Origin of the sequence: Pseudomonas aegrilactucae (assembly GCF_019168305.1) — a bacterium.
Taxonomy (GTDB): domain Bacteria; phylum Pseudomonadota; class Gammaproteobacteria; order Pseudomonadales; family Pseudomonadaceae; genus Aquipseudomonas; species Aquipseudomonas aegrilactucae.
On sequence record NZ_JAHTBI010000097.1, the window covers coordinates 15,662 to 33,936 of the forward strand.

Below are 18,275 nucleotides of genomic sequence, written 5' to 3' on the forward strand. Positions count from 1 at the left end.
ACCGCAACACCTGTGTGCCCTGAAAACTAGAACAACAACACCAAGAGAGCGCCCCAATGACCCCCGAAGACATCGACAGCATCTGCAACCACCCCGACTTCAAGCAACTGGTGCGGCGCAAACAGCGCCTGAACGGGTCGCTGACCCTGGCCATGCTGGTCATCTACTACGGCTTCGTGCTGCTGGTGGCGTTCTCTCCCAGCACCCTGGGCCAGTCCCTCAGCGGCGGCGTCACCACCGTCGGCATGCTGGTCGGCGTGCTGGTGGTGCTGGTGTCCTTCGGCCTCACCGGCATCTACGTGTACCGCGCCAACAACGTGCTCGACCCGCTCAACGACAAGGTCCGCCAGGAGTGCGCGAAATGAACTGGACCGCTATCGGCATGTTCCTGCTGTTCGTCGTGTTCACCCTCGGCATCACCCGCTGGGCGGCGCAACGCACCCGCTCGGCCAGCGACTTCTACACCGCAGGCGGCGGCCTGACCGGCTTTCAGAACGGCCTGGCGATTGCCGGCGACATGATCAGCGCGGCCTCGTTCCTGGGCATCTCGGCGATGATGTTCCTCAACGGCTACGACGGCCTGCTGTATGCGCTGGGCGTACTGGCCGGCTGGCCGATCATCCTGTTCCTGATCGCCGAGCGCCTGCGCAACCTGGGCAAATACACCTTTGCCGACGTGGTCTCCTACCGCCTGGAGCAAACCCCGGTACGCCTGACCTCGGCCCTGGGCACCTTGACCGTGGCACTGATGTACCTGGTGGCGCAGATGGTCGGCGCCGGCAAGCTGATCGAGCTGCTGTTCGGCATCAGTTACCTGTACGCGGTGATGCTGGTAGGCGTGCTGATGGTGTTCTACGTGACCTTCGGCGGCATGCTCGCCACCACCTGGGTGCAGATCATCAAGGCCGTGCTGCTGCTCTCGGGCACCAGTTTCATGGCGTTCATGGTGCTCAAGCATTTCGGCTTCAGCACCGAGGCGATGTTCAGCGCCGCCACGCAAGTGCACGCCAAGGGCACCGCGATCATGGCGCCGGGCGGGCTGCTGTCCAACCCCATCGACGCGATTTCCCTGGGCCTGGGCATGATGTTCGGCACCGCCGGCCTGCCGCATATCCTGATGCGCTTCTTCACCGTGAGCGACGCCAAGGAAGCGCGCAAAAGCGTGTTCTACGCCACCGGCTTCATCGGCTACTTCTACCTGCTGCTGATTCTGGTGGGCTTCGGCGCCATTGTGATGGTCGGCACCGACCCGGCCTACCGCGACGTCAACGGCGCGATCATCGGCGGTGGCAACATGATCGCCGTGCACCTGGCGCAAGCCGTGGGCGGCAACCTGTTCCTGGGCTTTATCTCGGCCGTGGCCTTCGCCACCATCCTGGCGGTGGTCGCCGGCCTGGCCTTGTCCGGCGCGTCGGCGGTGTCCCACGACCTGTATGCCTGCGTGCTGCGCAAGGGCCAGGCCACCGAGAAGCAAGAGATGCGCGTGTCGCGGATCGCCACCCTGGTGATCGGCGTGCTGGCGATCATCCTCGGGCTGATGTTCGAGTCGCAGAACATCGCGTTCCTGTCCGGGCTGGTGCTGGCGATCGCCGCGTCGGTGAATTTCCCGGTGCTGTTCCTCTCGATGTTCTGGAAGGGCCTGACCACCCGCGGTGCCGTGGTGGGCAGCATGAGCGGGCTGGTCTCGGCCATCGTGCTGCTGGTGCTGAGCCCGGCGGTGTGGGTCAACGTGCTGCACAACGAAAAAGCCCTGTTCCCCTACAGCAACCCGGCGCTGTTCTCGATGAGCCTGGCGTTCCTGGGGGCCTGGCTGTTCTCGGTCACCGACACCTCGGCGCGGGCCGCCCAAGAGCGTGGTCGGTACCTGGCGCAGTTCATCCGTTCGATGACCGGGATCGGCGCCTCGGGCGTGAGCAAACACTGAAAACAACCAAACGATTGTCGGGTATAAAAATAATGAACCACATTCGCCTCAAGCCGGCTTCGCTGCTGGCCAGCCTGGCCTTGCCCCTGTTCGGCACACCGGCCATGGCCGACTTCATCGGCGACAGCCACGCCAAGGTCGAGCTGCGCAACCACTACATCAATCGCGATTTTCGCCAGGACAACGCGCCGCAGTCCAAGGCCGAGGAGTGGGCCCAGGGTTTCACCGCCAAGTTCGAGTCGGGCTTTACCGAAGGCCCGATGGGTGTCGGTGTGGATGCCATGGGCCAACTGGGCATCAAGCTCGATTCCAGCCGCGACCGGCGCGGCACCGGGCTGCTGCCGTTCGGGCGCGACAGCCTGGAGCCGGCCGACGACTACAGCGAACTGGGCCTGACCGCCAAGCTGCGCGCCTCAAAAAGCGTGCTGCGCCTGGGCACGCTGCAGCCGATCTTGCCGGTGGTGGTGTACAACGACACGCGCCTGCTGGCCGCAAGCTTTCAAGGCGGCCTGCTGACCAGCCAGGAACTCGACGGCCTGACCTTCAACGCCGGGCGCCTGACCAAGGCCAACCTGCGTGATTCCTCCAGCCGTGACGACATCGGCTATGGCGCCGCCAGCAGTGACCGCTTCGACTTCGGCGGCGGCACCTATGCCTTCACCCCGCAGCTGAACCTGACCTACTACTACGCCCAGCTCGAACAGATCTACCGCCAGCAATTCGTCGGCCTGGTGCATACCCAGCCGCTGGGCGAGGGCCTGAGCCTGCGCAGCGACCTGCGCTACTTCGACAGCCGCGGCGATGGTGCCGAGCGGGCAGGGCGCATCGACAACCGCAACTTCAACGGCATGTTCACGCTGGCCAGCGGCGCACACAAGGTCAGCGCCACCTTCCAGCAGATGTCGGGCGACAGCGCCTTCCCGTTCCTCAACGGCGGCGACCCGTACACCGTCAACCTGGTGACCTACAACACCTACACCCGTGCCGGCATCGATTCTTGGCAACTGCGCTACGACTACGACTTCGTTGCGCTGGGCGTACCGGGCCTGACCTTCATGACCCGCTACACCGATGGCCGGCATGCCAGGACCGCGACGGTAGACAACGGCCGTGAGCGTGAGCGCGACACCGACATCACGTATGTGGTGCAGAGCGGCCCCTTCAAGAACGTCAGCCTGCGCTGGCGCAACGTCACCTTTCGCTCGGGCAACGGGTTGACCACCGACCTGGACGAAAACCGCCTGATCATCGGCTACACCCTGGCGCTGTGGTAAGCGCGCCCCTTAAAAGAACCGGAGGACACCCCATGTCTGTTGCCCCAACCTTGCAAAGCTTCATCGCCGGCCGCTGGCTCGGCCAGCATGGCGCGCAACCCTTGCGCAGCGCCCTGGACGGGCATGTCCTGGCCTACAGCCATGAAGAGCGTCCCGACTTTGCCGAGGCCATCGAGCATGCTCGCCAGCACGGCCTGAAGGCATTGATGGCGATGGACTTCCAGCAGCGTGCGGCGCGGCTCAAGGCGCTGGCACTGTACCTGGCCGAGCGCAAGGAGCAGCTTTACGCCCTGTCCCATCACAGCGGTGCGACCCGCGCCGACAGCTGGATCGACATCGAGGGTGGCAACGCCACGCTGTTCGCCTATGCCGGCATCGGCAGCCGCGAGCTGCCCTCGGGCAACCTGCTGCATGAAGGCCCGGCATTCCCGCTGGGCAAGCAGGGCACGTTCGCCGGCAGCCATATCCTGGTGCCGCGTGCGGGGCTTGCGGTGCACATCAACGCGTTCAACTTCCCGATCTGGGGCATGCTCGAGAAGTTCGCGCCGACCTTCCTGGCCGGCATGCCGTGCATCGTCAAGCCGGCCACCTCCACCAGCTACCTGACCGAGGCGGTGGTGCGCCTGATGGACGCGTCCGGCCTGTTGCCGGTGGGCAGCCTGCAACTGGTGGTGGGGAGCACGGGCGATCTGCTCGACCGCCTGCAAGGCCAGGACGTGGTGACTTTCACCGGGTCTGCCGACACTGCGGCCAAGTTGCGCGTCAACCCGAACCTGATCCGCAACTCGGTGCCGTTCACCGCCGAAGCCGACTCGCTGAATTGCGCCATCCTGGGCCCGGATGTGAAGCCGGACGATGCCGAGTTCGACCTGTACATCAAGGAGGTGGTGCGCGAGATGACCACCAAGGCGGGGCAGAAGTGCACCGCGATCCGCCGCGCCATCGTGCCGGCCAGGCACCTGGATGCCGTGGCCACGCGTTTGCGCGAGCGCCTGAGCAAGGTGGTGGTGGGCGACCCGTCGGTGGACGGCGTGCGCATGGGCGCGCTGGCCTCGCACGACCAGCAGCGCGACGTGGGCGAGCGGGTGCGCAGCCTGCTGCAAAGCTGCGATCAGCTGTTTGGTGCCAGCGATGGGTTTGCGCCACGGGGCGAGGGCGTGAGCGAAGGTGCATTCTTTGCGCCGACCTTGCTGCACGCACGCGACCCGCACGCCGAGGGCGGCGCGCATGATATCGAGGCGTTCGGCCCGGTGAGTACGCTTATGGCCTATGACGACCTGGACGAAGCGCTGGCGCTGGCGGCACGTGGCAAGGGCAGCCTGGTCGCCAGCCTGGTAACCGCAGACCGCGAGGTGGCAGCCAAGGCGATCCCTGTTGCGGCGGCATGGCATGGCCGCCTGTTGATCCTGGACAGCGAGGCGGCGGTGGAGTCGACCGGGCACGGTTCACCGTTGCCCCAGCTCAAGCATGGCGGGCCGGGACGGGCTGGCGGCGGGGAAGAGCTGGGCGGCCTGCGCGCGGTCAAGCATTACCTGCAGCGTGCAGCGGTGCAGGGTTCGCCGAGCATGCTGATGGCGGTGACCGGCGAGTATGTGCGCGGTGCCCAGGTGTTCGAGAGCGACGTGCATCCGTTCCGTCGCCACTTCGAAGACCTGCGCATTGGCGAGTCGCTGCTGACCCATCGACGCACGGTGACCGAGGCCGACCTGGTGAATTTCGGTTGCCTGTCGGGGGACCACTTCTACATGCACTTCGACGAGATTGCGGCGAAGCAGTCGCAGTTCGGCAAGCGTATCGCGCACGGGTACTTCGTGCTGTCGGCGGCGGCGGGGTTGTTCGTGTCGCCGGGGGAGGGGCCGGTGCTGGCCAACTATGGGCTGGACACGTTGCGCTTCATCAGCCCGGTGGGCATTGGCGACACCATTCAGGCGCGCCTGACCTGCAAGCGCAAGATCGACCAGGGCAAATCCAGCCCGCTGGGGCAGCCCCAGGGGGTGGTGGCGTGGGATGTGGAGGTGACCAACCAGTTGGGTGAGCTGGTGGCCAGTTACGACATTCTGACCTTGGTGCTCAAGCGCCCGGTTTGACGGCGAGCGCTTTGCGCTCGTTCGCTGGCAAGCCAGCGCCCACAGGCAGTGCACCGTCCTCAGGGGCTGCAATGTTCATGTGGGGCCTGGCGTGCCAGCGAAGGGGCCGGCCACTGCACGCACCTGCTGCAATTTATTGTGGTTATTTTTCTCATTAGTTGTACGATAACGTATCTCTAAATGAGACATCTGTCACACCACAATAAAAACAAGTGCCCGGCTGGACCGGGCCTACTGCACCAGGAAGGCGCTATGAAACTGCGTTACCGACTCGCGTTGATGGTTTTTTGTGCTGTGCTCGGTCTGCTGCTGATTGCCGGGTTCAGCTTGAGCGCGTTGCGCTCGAACATGGTGGAAAACAAGCGTAGCGAAATCTATACCGTGCTCAACCTGGCGGCGCAGCAGGTGGCGTACTTCCAGGACCTGGAACAGCGCGGCACCCTCAGCCGTGAGGTGGCGCAGGCCAAGGCCATCGAAGCCCTGTCGAGCCTGCGTGACGGCAAGAAGACCTACCTGTGGGCGCGTACCGAAGGCGCCCTGGGCCTGGTCCATCCCAACCCCGACGTGATCGGCAAGGTCGATGTCGGCGTCACCCTGCCTGACGGGCGCAGCAAATGGCAGGGCTACCTGGATGGCCTGAAGAACACCCGCCTGGCGTATTTCGATGACCTGGCCAAGTATCCCGGTGCCGATCAGCCGGTGCCGAAGATCAATGGCATCGTCAAGATCGAGGGCTGGAACTGGTTGGTAGGCTTCGGCATTTTTGTCGATGACATCGATGCGGCGTTCTGGCGCCTGGCCTGGCAGATATTCGCGGTTGGTTTGTTGGTGGTGCTGCTGACCACGGTGCTGGCGGTCAGCCTGTCGCGGGGCATCTATCGCAGCCTGGGCGGTGAGCCGACGTACGCCACCGAGGTGGCGCGGGCCATTGCGGCGGGTGACCTGAGCCGGCCGGTGCAGGGCAGCTTTGGTGCGCAGAGCCTGTTGGCGGCGTTGGCCACCATGCAGGCCAGCCTGCGTGAGATGATCGTGTCGATCCAGAGCGGCTCGGTGCTGCTGGGCGAGGCTGCCAGCGGCCTGACCGGGCAGATGGGCCAGATCGACAGCGCTTCGCACAGGACCTCCGAGGCGACCACGGCAACGGCGGCGGCCATCGAGCAGATGTCGGTGACCATCGACCATATCTCCTTCAGTGCACGGGAGACCGAGACCAATTCTGCGCGTTCTTCGCAACTGGCTGCCGAGGGCGAGCAATTGGTCAGCCAGGCGGCGGGGGCGATCCAGCAGGTGTCTGCGCAGGTGCAGGACGCGTCGGTGCGCATTGCCGGGCTGGTCAAGCGCACCCATGAAATCGACGGCATCACCAGCGCCATCAGCAACATTGCCAGCCAGACCAACCTGCTGGCGCTCAATGCCGCCATCGAGGCGGCGCGGGCGGGGGAGCAGGGGCGCGGGTTTGCGGTGGTGGCCGATGAGGTGCGCCACCTGGCGCAGCGCACGGCACTGGCCACCCAGGACATTACACGCATGATCAGTTCGATTCAGGTTGATACCGGCTCGGTGGTGGAGGGCATGACGGCGGTCACGCCGCAGGTGGCGATTGGCGTGGCATTGGCCGAGCAGGCGGCCGAGGCCTTGCGCGAGATCAACCAGGGGGTGTCGGTGACGCTGGTGCAGGTGCGTGAGGTGGCCAGTTCCACGGCCGAGCAGAGCCAGGCCAGCGCCAGTGTGGCGCAGAACATCGAGAGCATTGCCAATCGGGTCGAGGAGTCGGCGGCGTCGGTGCGGGCGGCCAATGACAACGTGCATTCGCTGGAGCGGCTGTCGCAGGAGTTGCGAGCGTCTGTGGCACGTTTTCGGCTTTGAGTGTGTGCCAGTGATGCTGGCGCTGCGCGCCAGTTCGCTGGCAAGCCAGCTCCCACGGCCTGCGGCCAGAAGCGGATGTTCGGCGCCTGCATATATCGGCTTCTGCCCGCAGGGCGTGGGAGCTGGTGTTGCCAGCGAACGAGCGCGAAGCGGTCGCAAACCCTGAATGCACGGTGCACGAGGCATACCGCGTGCACTGATTCACTGGCGCTGCGCGCCAGTTCGCTGGCAAGCCAGCTCCCACGGCCTTCGGCCAGAAGCGGATGTTCGGCGCCTGCATATATCGGCTTCTGCCCGCAGGGCGTGGGAGCTGGTCTTGCCAGCGAACGAGCGCGAAGCGGTCGCAAACCCTGCATGCACGGCCCACCTGCCACACCACATTCCCCAACATGGCACGCAATCAAAAATACCTGGCACACAGGCAAGCGCTTTCCACTCCGCCTTTTGCTCTAATCCCGTCATGGCACGCTACGCGCCACTCCAAGATCCACCCTGCACGGGATAACAATAAAAATGAAACGCTTGATGCCGCTCGCCTTGCTCTACCTCGCTACACTCGCCCATGCCGACAGCCCAGGCAACATCGACGCCAACCGCCTGCTCCACGCCAACACCGATGCCGCCAACTGGCTGGCCCACGGCCGCACCTACGACGAACAGCGTTTCAGCCCGTTGACCCGCATCAACGACAACAACGTCGCCACCCTGGGCCTGGCCTGGACGCAGAAACTCGACATCGACCGCGGCACCGAAGCCACACCCATCGTGGTCGACGGGGTGATGTACACCACCGGCGCCTTCAGCATCGTCTACGCCTTCGATGCCGCCACCGGCAAACCGCTGTGGAAGTACGACCCCAAGATCCCCATGGAAAAACTCAGCCAGGGCTGCTGCGACGTGGTCAACCGCGGCGTGGCCGTGTGGCAGGGCAAGGTCTACGTCGGCAGCTTCGATGGCCGTCTGATCGCCCTCGACGCCGCCACCGGCAAACAGGTGTGGAGCGTCGACACCGTGCTGGACCCCAACAAGAGCTACACCATCACCGGCGCCCCGCGCATCGTCAAAGGCAAGGTGCTGATCGGCAACGGCGGCGCGGAGTTCGGCGTGCGCGGCTACATCACTGCCTACGACGCCGACACCGGCAAGCAAGCCTGGCGCTTCTTCACCGTGCCCGGCGACCCCGCACTGCCACCGGAAAACGACGCCATGGCCAAGGCCATGAAAACCTGGAAAGGCAACGGCTGGGTCAAGTGGGGCGGCGGCGGCACAGTATGGGACTCGATGTCCTACGACCCGGAACTGGACCTGCTGTACGTGGGCACCGGCAACGGCTCGCCCTGGAACTACCAGTTCCGCAGCCAGGGTGAAGGCGACAACCTGTACCTGTCCTCGATCGTGGCACTGCGGCCCGAAACCGGCGAATACGTGTGGCACTTCCAGGTGACTCCAGGCGACCGCTGGGACTTCACCGCCACCCAGCAGATCATCCTGGCCGATATCCAGATTGCCGGCAAAACCCGCAAGGTGCTGATGCAGGCGCCCAAGAACGGCTTCTTCTACGTGATCGACCGCACCAACGGCGAGTTCATCTCGGGCAACAACTTCGTGCAGGTGAACTGGGCCAGCGGCCTGGACCCCAAGACCGGGCGCCCGATCCTCACCGAACAGGCCGACTACTCCAAGGCCCCCAAGGTCGTGCAGCCAAGCTTCCTGGGCGGCCACAGCTGGCACCCGATGTCGTTCAACCCTAACACCGGCTACGTGTACATCCCGGCCCAGGACACCCTGGCCGAACTCAAGGCCGCCGACAAACCATTGTTCCTGCCGACCAAGTCGGTGGTGAACTTCGGCCTGGACGTGCCCGACCTGCCGGAAGACCCGAAAATCCTCAACCAGATCCGCAGCGCCTGGCGCGGCCACCTGATCGCCTGGGACCCGATCAAGCAGAAGGCCGCCTGGACCCACGACTACGTCGAGTCCGGCAATGGCGGCACCCTCAGCACCGCGGGCAACCTGGTGTTCCAAGGCACCTCCGACGGTCGCGTGATGGCCTTCAGCGCCGACAAGGGCACGCCACTGTGGGAGCACCGTGCCAACTCCGGCGTGCTCGGCGGGCCGGTCACCTATGAGGTCAAGGGCGAGCAGTACGTGGCGTTCATGGCCGGCTGGGGCGGCATCATGCCGCTGATCGCCGGCCCCCTGACCGACAAGGGCAAGGTGCAGCCCGAGTCCCGCGTGCTGGTGTTCAAGCTCGGCGCCAAAGGTGAACTGCCGCCGCCGCGCAAGGCCCCGGTACTGCCACCGCAAGTGCCCGCGCTGACCGCCTCGGCAGACGAAATCGCCCAGGGGCGCACCCTGTTCAACGGCATGTGCGGTGCCTGCCACGGCCTCAATGCCGCCAGTGGGGGGGTGATCCCCGACCTGCGCTACCTGGGCGCCGACAAGCACCAGGCCTTCGTCGGCATCGTCAGCGGCGCGTTCATGAGCAAGGGCATGCCGAGCTTCGCCGGGGTGCTGGACATGCCGCAGATGCAGCTGATCCAGCAGTACATCATCAAGCGCAGCCTCGACCTGCGCGCTGCCGCCGACGCCACCGCAGCGCAGTGATCCACCCTCAGAGCCCGCTCGCACGCCCGTGCGAGCGGGCCAGCCTCAACCCGTTCCAATAACAATTAACCGGTAGACAGGTGAACCCCATGAAAACGCTTTTGCACAAAAGCGGCGCCTTGCCGTGCTCGCTGATCCTGGCACTGTGCGCCACCCCGGCACTGGCCGACGTAAAACCCGACTCGGGCGACTACGCCGCGTTGCCGGCCGGCACCGACCTGGCCCTGCTGTACCAGCAGAACCCGCGCATCGACCGCGCCTACAGCGGCGGCAAGCGCGCCGCCGACAACCTCGACCTGGACCTGACCGTTGAAGTGCTGCGTCTGGTGCACTTCACCGAGTTCTTCAACACCGGCCTGATCTGGGACCCGCAGATCGTGATCCCCTACGGCCACCAGGAAATCGGCGCCACCGGGCAGAAGAACAAGGGCATCGGCGACATCACCTTCGGCGCCACCGTATGGACGCTGGCCGACATGGAGCGCAACCGCCACCTGGGCTGGTCGCTGTTCATCACCGCGCCCACCGGCGACGACAAGAACCAGGGCTTTGCCCTGAGCAACAACCGCTGGGCGGCGGACTTCCAGGTAGGCTACGTGCACGGCTTCAACGAGCGCTGGACGTGGGACGTGATCGCCGAAACCGAGTTCTTCCAGGAGCAGCGTGATACCGGCGCACACCGCGAACCGCTGATGCAGTTGCACAACCACCTGCGCTACAACTTCACCCCGGCCACCTCGGTGGCGCTGTCGTACCGGCACAACTGGGGCTCGCGTGAGACGCTGGATGGGCAGACCCTGGAGACCAGCCACAACAACGGCACGGTCGGGCTGTCTGCGACCACGATGCTGGGCAGGCAATGGCAGGTGATGGGGCAGTACTGGCGCGATGTGGCAGTGCGCTCGGGGCCGATGACCGACCATTCGCTGCAGTTTCGACTGGCGTATATCTACTGAGGGGAGGGCGGCCCGAAGGGCTCGGGCCGCCGTTTCACACAGGGGTATCAGAAGGTGTAAGCAACGCCTGCCTGCACCGTGCGCGGCGCGCCCGGGTACACGTAGGTGTTGAACGCGCCTTCGTCGTAGCCCTTGTTGAACACGTTCTTCACGTCCAGGTTCAGGCGCACGTGCTCGTTGAGCTGGTAGAAGCTCAGCAGGTCGACCACGCTGTAGCGTTCCATGGTGTAGGTGGTGGCGCTGGTCTGCCCGGCGCGGTCATCCACGTACTTCACACCCATGCCCAGCCCCAGGCCCTTGGCAATACCGTCCTGGAACTCGTAGGTGTTGAGCAGGCTGAAGGTGTTGCGCGGGATGTTGGCCAGGCGCGTGCCGTCTTCCAGGGTGTTGTCCTTGGTCACTTCGGCATCCACGTAGGCGTAGCCGCCCAGCACACGCCATTCGGGGGTCAGGTTGCCGGCGATGTTCAGGTCCAGGCCGCGGCTGCGCACTTCACCGGCTGCCACGCTGAACACCGGGTCGACCGGGTCGACGGTCAGCACGTTCTGCTTGACGGTGTGGTAGATCGCGGCGTCCACGCTCAGCTGGCGATCCAGCGCCTCCCACTTCACACCCAGCTCGTACGACTTGCCTTTCTCCGGATCGAACCCGCCGCCTTCTCGGCTCGCACCGCTGTTGGGCTTGAACGAGCGCGCCGTGTTGGCGTACACCGCCACGGTGTCGGTCAGGTCGTAGATCAGGCCGAAGCGCGGGGTGACGGCGTTCTGGTCCTTGGTGAAGTCGCGGGTGGTGCTCAGGTAGTCTTCGTAGTCATGCTCGAAGCGCTCGAAACGTACACCGGCCAAGGCCTTGAGGCGTTCGGTCAGTGCCACCTGGTCCTGCACGAAGAACGCCCAGGTCTTGAGGTTCTCCTTGTCGTGGGTGGTGGTGCGGGTGAGCGCCGGGCGCGGCTGGCCGAGCACCGGGTTGATGATGTCGATCGGGTAGGCGTCGGCACCGGCGGCCGAGCGCTGGATCAGCGACGTGTAGTCATAGTCTTCGTATTCCACGCCGGTCAGCAGCGTGTGGGCGAAGCCTGCGGTGTCGAAGTGGCCGGTGAGGTTGAGCTGCACATCGCGGTCGCTCCACTCCAGCTTGCGGTAGTTGAAGTTGCGCCCCAGGGTGCGGCCATCGGCCTGCAGGGCGTTGGCTTCCACCGCGTTGCCGGCCAGTTGGCCGTCGAGCAGTTGTACGCCGCCGCCCAGGGTCCAGTTGTCGTTGAGCAGGTGCTCGAAGCGCACCTGGGTCATGTTGTTGTCGTTGTGCAGCGTGTTGTCCAGGCCCTTTTCCCAGATGTTGGTGTCACGCGAGGCGCTGCCGCGTTGGGTGGGCAGGCGGGTCAGGCCACGGTCGAGCGGGTGGTTGTTGCGCATGTAGTCACCTTCGAAGGTGATGCGCGTGCTGTCGTTGACCTGCCAGCTCAGCACCGGGGCCACGTCGTAGCGCTCGGTTTCCACATCGTCACGAAAGCTCTCGCCGCCTTCGCCCAGCAGGTTCAGGCGGTAGGCCAGCGAGCCGTCCTGGTTCAGTGCGCCGGTGGCGTCCAGGGTGGCGCGGTGCATGCCCTGGTCATCGAACTGGCTGCCCACGGTGACCTTGGTTTCGGCCTGCGGCTGCTTGGTCACCACGTTGAAGGTGCCACCGGGGTCGCCACGGCCGTACAGCGAGGTGGCCGGGCCGCGCAGCACTTCGAGGCGCTCGATGGTGTTGGCATCCGGCGCATTCGGGTAGCCGCGGTTGATCGGGAAGCCGTTGCGGTAGAACTCGCCGGTGGTGAAGCCGCGCACGGTGAAGGTGGTCAGGCCCTGGCCGCCGAAGTTGTTGGCGCGGCCCACGCCACCGGCGTAGTCCAGTGCGTCCTGCAGGCGCGTGGCACCGGTGTCGGCGATCACGTCCTTGGGCACCACGCTGACCGACTGCGGGGTGTCATGCAGCGCGGTGTCGGTGCGCGTGGCGCTGGCCGAACGGGTGGCGCGGTAGCCCTGCACCGGGCCATCGGCGCGCTCGGCGTCTGCGGCATTGGCGTTGATGCTGGTGGCCTGCAACTCGAGCGAGGACGGCTGCGGTGCAGCCGACTGATCGGCCCAGACCACGGGGGAAACGGCATGCAGCAAACAGAGCGAAACGAACGTACGACGCATCGACGGGACGATCCTTAAAAAGGCGCAAACAAGGGAAGGTATGAATTATCTGACAAAAACGCGTGAATATTACTACTAATCATTATCATTTGATTTATTTTTTGCTGTTTTCACGAAATTTTCCTGCACATTGGTCTAAGCGGCTGTGTGCGTTGTCACACTTTGTCCAATTTGCAGGGGTGCAGATGATTACGATTCGCTTTTAAGTCGAGCCGTAGGAACCTGTACATGCTTGCTTCTCACCGTTTCCACCCCTTGGCCGTGCTGGTCAAGGCTGCCCTGATCACCAGCGCCACTGCCGGTGTGGCTGCCCATGCGCAGACCAGCACCGAGCCGGTGCCGCTGGTGCTCGACGACATGGTCGTGACCGCAGCGGGCTTTGAGCAGCGCATCGAAGACGCGCCGGCCTCGATCAGCGTGATCGACGGCGAGGCATTGCGGCGCAAGTCGTATCGCGACCTGGGCGATGCGGTGCGCGACGTGGAAGGGGTGACCGTCAACGGCGGGGCCAACGAGACCGACATCTCCATCCGTGGCATGCCGGCCGACTACACCCTGATCATGGTCGACGGCAAACGCCAGAGCGCGCGCGAGTCGCGGGTCAACGGCAACAGCGGCTACGAGCAGAGCTTCGTGCCGCCGGCCGCAGCCATCGAGCGTATCGAAGTGGTGCGCGGGCCGATGTCGTCGCTGTACGGCTCGGACGCCATCGGCGGGGTGATCAACGTGATCACGCGCAAGGTCTCGCCCGAGTGGGGCGGCTCCATCGGCTATGACTACTCGGCCCGTCAGCACAGCGACCAGGGCAACGCGCGTCAGAGCCAGTTCTACCTCAGTGGGCCGATCAAGGAAGACTGGCTGGGCTTGCAGGTGTGGGGCCGTTACCTCGATCGCCAGGCCGATGATGACATCGAGCAGACCAATGGCTTCAGCAAGGCCGACCACCGCGACCTCACCGCGCGCCTGGCCTTCACCCCTACCGTCGACCACGACATTCTGCTCGAAGCCGGCGCCACGCGCCTGAAGAACGGCGACGGCATCAGCGCCAACTGGGCCACCCGCGAGCAGGAGAACAACCGCGATCACTGGTCGCTGTCGCACCAGGGGCGCTGGGGCTGGGCCACCTCCGATGTGGCCCTGTCGCAGGAAACCTCCAGCCGCGAAGGCAAGGCCACGCCTGCGCAAACCGATATCTACGGGCGCAAGCCTGAGGTGAAGAACACCGTGTTCGACGCCAAGCTGGTGGTGCCCACTGCGCACAACATCAGCACCGTCGGCCTGCAGTGGAACGAAAGCGAGCTGACCGACTGGAACCAGGGCCTGGGCGACCGCGTCGACTACGAGTTCTCGGTGGTGCAGAAGGCCGTGTTCGCTGAAAACGAATGGTCGGTAACCGACACCTTCGCCCTCACCACCGGCCTGCGCCTGGACCACCACGAGCAGTACGGCACCCATGCCAGCCCGCGCGTGTACGGCGTGTGGCGCGCCACCGACGAGTGGACGATCAAGGGCGGTGTGGCCCGTGGCTTCAAGGCGCCTGAGCTGCGTGCGGTGGTCGAGGGCTATGCCTACCTGCGCCGCAACCGCTTCGTGATGTTCGGCAACCCCGACCTCAAGCCCGAGACCAGCACCAACTATGAGGTGTCGGCGCTGTGGTCCAACCGCGATGACCTGTCGGGCGGCGTCACACTGTTCTATAACGACTTCAAGGACAAGCTCTCCACCGTCACCACCGAGCAGCTGTGGAACGGCTACATCGTGATGGACCGCGTCAACGTCGACCAGGCCGTGATCAAGGGCGTGGAGCTCAACGGCCAGTGGGACATCAGCCCGAGCGTGCTGCTCAAGGCCAACTACACCTACACCGACTCCGAGCAGAAGACCGGCGCCAATGCCGGCGCGCCGCTGGCACTGACGCCCAAGCAGAAAGCCAACGTGCGCAGCGAATGGAACATCAACGACCGCGCCCAGGCGTGGGCGTCGCTGAGCTACTACGGCGAGGAAACCGGCAACACTGTCACCGACGAGCAGCCTGCGCCGGGCTACACCACCGCCGATATCGGCGGCTCGTACGACCTGACCGAATCGCTGACCCTCAACGCCTCGCTCAACAACCTCACCGACAAGCGCCTGGACGATGAAACCTACGGCACGGTGAACTACGGCCGTACCTTGTGGATGGGCGCGACGCTCAACTTCTAGGCACTGCAGCGGGCAGCCGCACCACCGCGCACAGGCCGGCCGGTGGGCGGTTCTCCAGCAGCAGCTCGCCGCCGTGGGCCTGGATGCACGCCCGTGCAATCGCCAGGCCCAGCCCCAGCCCGTCGCCGCTGCGGGTCAGTTGCACGAAGGGCTCGAACACCTTGCTCAGCCACGCCTCGGGCACACCCTGGCCGTGGTCGAGAACCTCCAGGCGCAGCATCGCGCCATCGTCTTCATGCAGGCTCAGCGTGGCGTCGCCTGCATGGCGCAACGCGTTGTCGATCAGGTTGGTGAGGGCGCGCTTGAGCGCCAGCGGGCGACAGGTCAGTTGCACCTGCGCTGCGCCGGCCCAGGTCACGGGTTGGTTCATCAGCCGGTAGCGCCGCGCCAGGTCATCGAGCAGGGCGTTGAGCGAGACCGTTTCGGTCGCCTCCTGCAGCGCATCGCCACGCACGAAGTTCAGCGTCTCGCGCACCATCGCATTCAGCTCGCCGAGGCTTTCGAGCATGTCGTCGCGGGCCGGGCCGGGCTCGAGCAATTCCACTTGCAGGCGCAGTTCGGTGATCGGCGTATTCAGGTCGTGGCTGACGGCGGCGAGCATGCGCGTGCGGCCTTCCACGTGGCGCGCGATATTGGCCTGCATGGTGTTGAAGGCGGTGGTGAGGTCGCGGGCTTCCTGCGGGCCGAACAGCGGCAGCGGCGTGATCCATTCGCCACGGCTGACGCGCTCGGTGGCTTGGGCCAGGGTCTTGATCGGGCGTACCACGCGGCCGATGAAAAACAGCACGATCAACAGCACCGGCACCGTGCTCACCGGCACGCTGTAGGCCAGCACGCGGCCCCATTCGTAGGCGCCGGAGGGGTGTTGCAGGGCATTGAGGTACTGCCCGTCGGGCAGCGCGATACTGGTCCGCAGGCGCAGCGGCGCCCATCCCGCGGGGCTGAACACGTGGGTGCGGGCGTCGGCGCCACTGATGCGTTCCAGCTGCATGCCGATCGGCACGTCGGCGGGCAGTTGCAGGCGCTGGCGCAGGGTGGTGGCCAGGCGTTGCTCTTCGGGGCGCAGGGCGAAGGGCTCGACGTCGGCCGTGGGCGCGGTCCAGAAACGGGTTTCGTCGGTGCTCATGGCACTGAGGAAGTGTTCGCTTTCGGCGGCGGTGAGGTCCAGCGCGGCGTGGTGCGCGTTCACCAGGCGTTCGAGGCTGTAGCTGCGCGACAGCGGGTGGATCAGGCTGCCGGTGCGTTGCAGGAACAGCATGGCGATGGCGTTGGAAGCCAGCAGCGCCAGTAACAGCAGCAGGCCGAGCTGGTGCGCCATGCGGCGTGGCCAGGGCAGGCGCTTCATGCCGGGGTGACGTTGGTGGCGAGCATATAGCCGCCGCCCCAGATGGTGCGCAGCAGCTCGGGCGCATTGGGGTCATGGGCCAGCTTGCGGCGCAGGCGGCTGACCTGGCGGTCGATGGCGCGGTCGCTGACGTCGGTGTCGGCGGCCGTGAGATCGATCAGGCGTTCACGGGGCAGCAGGGTGTTGGGGTGGTTGAGCAGCACTTGCAGCAGTTTGCTTTCGACGGTGCTGAGCTGGATCGGTGCGGCGCCTTCGCGGGTGAGCAGGGCGGTGCTGGCGCTGAAGTGCCAGCCGGCGAAGTGGTACTCGCGGGTGGCGGCGGTTGTTGGCGGTGCAGCCGGGCGGGCGCCGTGGCGGCGCAGCACGCTGTTGAGCCGGGCCACCAGCTCACGGGGTTCGAAGGGCTTGGTCACGTAGTCGTCGGCGCCCAGGTCCAGCCCACGGATACGGTCGGCCGTGGTGTCGCGGGCGGTGAGCAGGATGACCGGAATGTTGTGGCGCCGGTGCAGTTGGTGGCACAGGTCGAAGCCGTCGCCATCGGGCAGCAGCACGTCGAGCACGATGATGTCGAAGGGTTGTTGCTTGAGCAGGGCCCACATGCCGGCGGCGTCTTCGGCGGTGCGTACGTCGAAGGTGTGGCGGCGCAGGTAGATGGCCAGCGGTTCGCGGATCTTGCGGTGGTCGTCGACAATGAGGATGCGCGGCGCCGGTGGGGTAGGGAGCATCGGATAGCGCTCGGGGGTAGTGTTCGAGCGGTGGATGGTACTACGAATAATTATCAGATACAGCGGCTTGCGCCTTGGCAGTCAATCGAGTGAGTCGACCCAGGCAGCAACGTGGGTGCCCGGCTTTTTGAGGTTGACAGCTTCCTGCGGGTTCGTTGCAATGCCCGGCGTTTCACGGACGATACAAGGACCCTGTAATGGCCAAGACGCCATCTTTCGCCCTGGGCGATCTGCCCCGCGCACTGATTTTCATCCCGCTGGGCCTGTGCCTGCTCTACCTCACGTTTTGGCTGGTCCAGGACCGGCTGGGCTTTCTGGCCCAGGCGCAACGTGCCCAAGGGCATGTCAGCGCGCTGAACGCGGGCGGCAGCCATCCACAAATCGACTTTACCGACGCCACAGGCCAGGTGGTCAGCTACCCCGAGAGCGGGTTTATCTTCGGCTACGCGGTGGGCGACCCGGTGACGGTGCTGTACCGCGCCGAAGCCCCTGCCAGCACCGCGATCATTGAAGACCGTGGCGCGTTGTGGGGCGTGAGCCTGATGATGGGCCTGTTCGCCATCGTGTTCAGCGCAGGGGGCGGCGGCCACCTGGGCGCATGGCTTCGCCGGCGCCGCATGGCGCGGCCGGAATAGCAGGGGCCGCGCTGCGGGTGGTGCGTTGTTAGTTGCCTGGCGCTTTCGCCTCCATGCCATCGAGCACCGACTCGATCAGCGCGTTGCTCAGTTCCAGCGAATGGTGCGAGGCCATCAGCAGGCTCTTGAACTGCTCATCGGCGCGTTCGCAGGCTTGTGCGGTGGTGTCCTTGGCACACTGGATCATGATCGAGAGGTAGACCAGCGCGTCTTCGAGCTTGATGTCTTTGCGCACGGAAAACAGGGGAGGGTGATCACCGTGGCAACAGCCGAAGGAGGTGTAGACGGGTTTGCGCGGGGTGTTGGGCAGCGGGGGATTGGGGACGAACTTTGTCATGTGGTGCTCCTTTATTAGTGGAGCCGACCCTGATTTGGATACGGCGCTTTGTGCGCCTTGATTTATTGCAGGTGACCAAACCTGGACGCTGGGTTTACAGCGACCGGGCGAGGTTAACGGGGTTGGGGTGGGGATTC

12 protein-coding genes and 2 pseudogenes are annotated in these 18,275 nt (G+C 65.2%); 10 read left to right on the forward strand and 4 right to left on the reverse strand.

Annotated features, from left to right (window positions below; genetic code table 11):
* Positions 1-56 precede the first annotated feature (56 nt).
* From KUO17_RS23140 to KUO17_RS23170, 8 genes and pseudogenes are all read left to right on the forward strand, one after another.
* Positions 57-365, forward strand: coding sequence for a DUF485 domain-containing protein (locus KUO17_RS23140; protein WP_217977910.1), 309 nt, complete (start codon positions 57-59; stop codon positions 363-365).
* Positions 356-1,924 (forward strand): annotated as a pseudogene (locus tag KUO17_RS23145) (cation acetate symporter); the annotation flags it as partial. The gene KUO17_RS23140 and the pseudogene KUO17_RS23145, both read left to right, overlap by 10 nt.
* Before the next feature lie 32 nt (positions 1,925-1,956).
* Positions 1,957-3,198 carry an OprD family porin gene (locus tag KUO17_RS23150; RefSeq protein WP_217977911.1) on the forward strand — a complete coding sequence of 414 codons (1,242 nt, stop codon included), beginning with the start codon at positions 1,957-1,959 and terminating at the stop codon, positions 3,196-3,198.
* A 32-nt stretch (positions 3,199-3,230) separates the two neighbouring features.
* Entirely contained in the window at positions 3,231-5,285 is a 2,055-nt protein-coding gene (gene paaZ / locus KUO17_RS23155; protein WP_217977912.1) for a phenylacetic acid degradation bifunctional protein PaaZ, read from the forward strand.
* A gap of 348 nt (positions 5,286-5,633) precedes the next feature.
* Positions 5,634-6,080: pseudogene (locus KUO17_RS27365) on the forward strand (cache domain-containing protein); the annotation flags it as partial.
* 366 nt (positions 6,081-6,446) lie between these two features.
* Positions 6,447-7,151, forward strand: coding sequence for a methyl-accepting chemotaxis protein (locus tag KUO17_RS27370; RefSeq protein WP_425274893.1), 705 nt, complete (start codon positions 6,447-6,449; stop codon positions 7,149-7,151).
* A gap of 513 nt (positions 7,152-7,664) precedes the next feature.
* On the forward strand, positions 7,665-9,758 hold the full coding sequence (locus tag KUO17_RS23165) for a PQQ-dependent dehydrogenase, methanol/ethanol family (RefSeq protein ID WP_217977913.1): 2,094 nt from the start codon (positions 7,665-7,667) through the stop codon (positions 9,756-9,758).
* 89 nt (positions 9,759-9,847) lie between these two features.
* Entirely contained in the window at positions 9,848-10,714 is an 867-nt protein-coding gene (locus KUO17_RS23170; RefSeq protein WP_163940570.1) for a transporter, read from the forward strand.
* 47 nt (positions 10,715-10,761) lie between these two features.
* On the opposite strand, the gene KUO17_RS23175 is transcribed toward KUO17_RS23170, so the two are convergent.
* Positions 10,762-12,894 carry a TonB-dependent siderophore receptor gene (locus KUO17_RS23175; protein WP_217977914.1) on the reverse strand — a complete coding sequence of 711 codons (2,133 nt, stop codon included), beginning with the start codon at positions 12,892-12,894 and terminating at the stop codon, positions 10,762-10,764.
* 228 nt (positions 12,895-13,122) lie between these two features.
* Here KUO17_RS23175 and KUO17_RS23180 point away from each other — a divergent pair, with 228 nt between their 5' ends.
* A complete protein-coding gene (locus KUO17_RS23180; protein WP_217977915.1) occupies positions 13,123-15,096 on the forward strand; it encodes a TonB-dependent receptor domain-containing protein in 1,974 nt (657 codons plus the stop codon).
* Here KUO17_RS23180 and KUO17_RS23185 read toward each other — a convergent pair.
* The gene (locus tag KUO17_RS23185) at positions 15,086-16,414 is read right to left on the reverse strand and encodes an ATP-binding protein (RefSeq protein WP_217977920.1); all 1,329 of its coding nucleotides are present in this window, start codon (positions 16,412-16,414) and stop codon (positions 15,086-15,088) included. The genes KUO17_RS23180 and KUO17_RS23185 overlap by 11 nt on opposite strands.
* Positions 16,415-16,437: 23 nt before the next feature.
* Positions 16,438-17,166, reverse strand: a complete 729-nt coding sequence (locus KUO17_RS23190) for a response regulator transcription factor (RefSeq protein ID WP_217977916.1) — start codon at positions 17,164-17,166, stop codon at positions 16,438-16,440.
* 197 nt (positions 17,167-17,363) lie between these two features.
* Here KUO17_RS23190 and KUO17_RS23195 point away from each other — a divergent pair, with 197 nt between their 5' ends.
* Positions 17,364-17,801, forward strand: coding sequence for a DUF3592 domain-containing protein (locus tag KUO17_RS23195; protein WP_217977917.1), 438 nt, complete (start codon positions 17,364-17,366; stop codon positions 17,799-17,801).
* 28 nt (positions 17,802-17,829) lie between these two features.
* Here KUO17_RS23195 and KUO17_RS23200 read toward each other — a convergent pair whose 3' ends face one another.
* Positions 17,830-18,138, reverse strand: coding sequence for a DUF6124 family protein (locus KUO17_RS23200; RefSeq protein ID WP_217977918.1), 309 nt, complete (start codon positions 18,136-18,138; stop codon positions 17,830-17,832).
* Between the last annotated feature and the right edge of the window lie 137 nt (positions 18,139-18,275).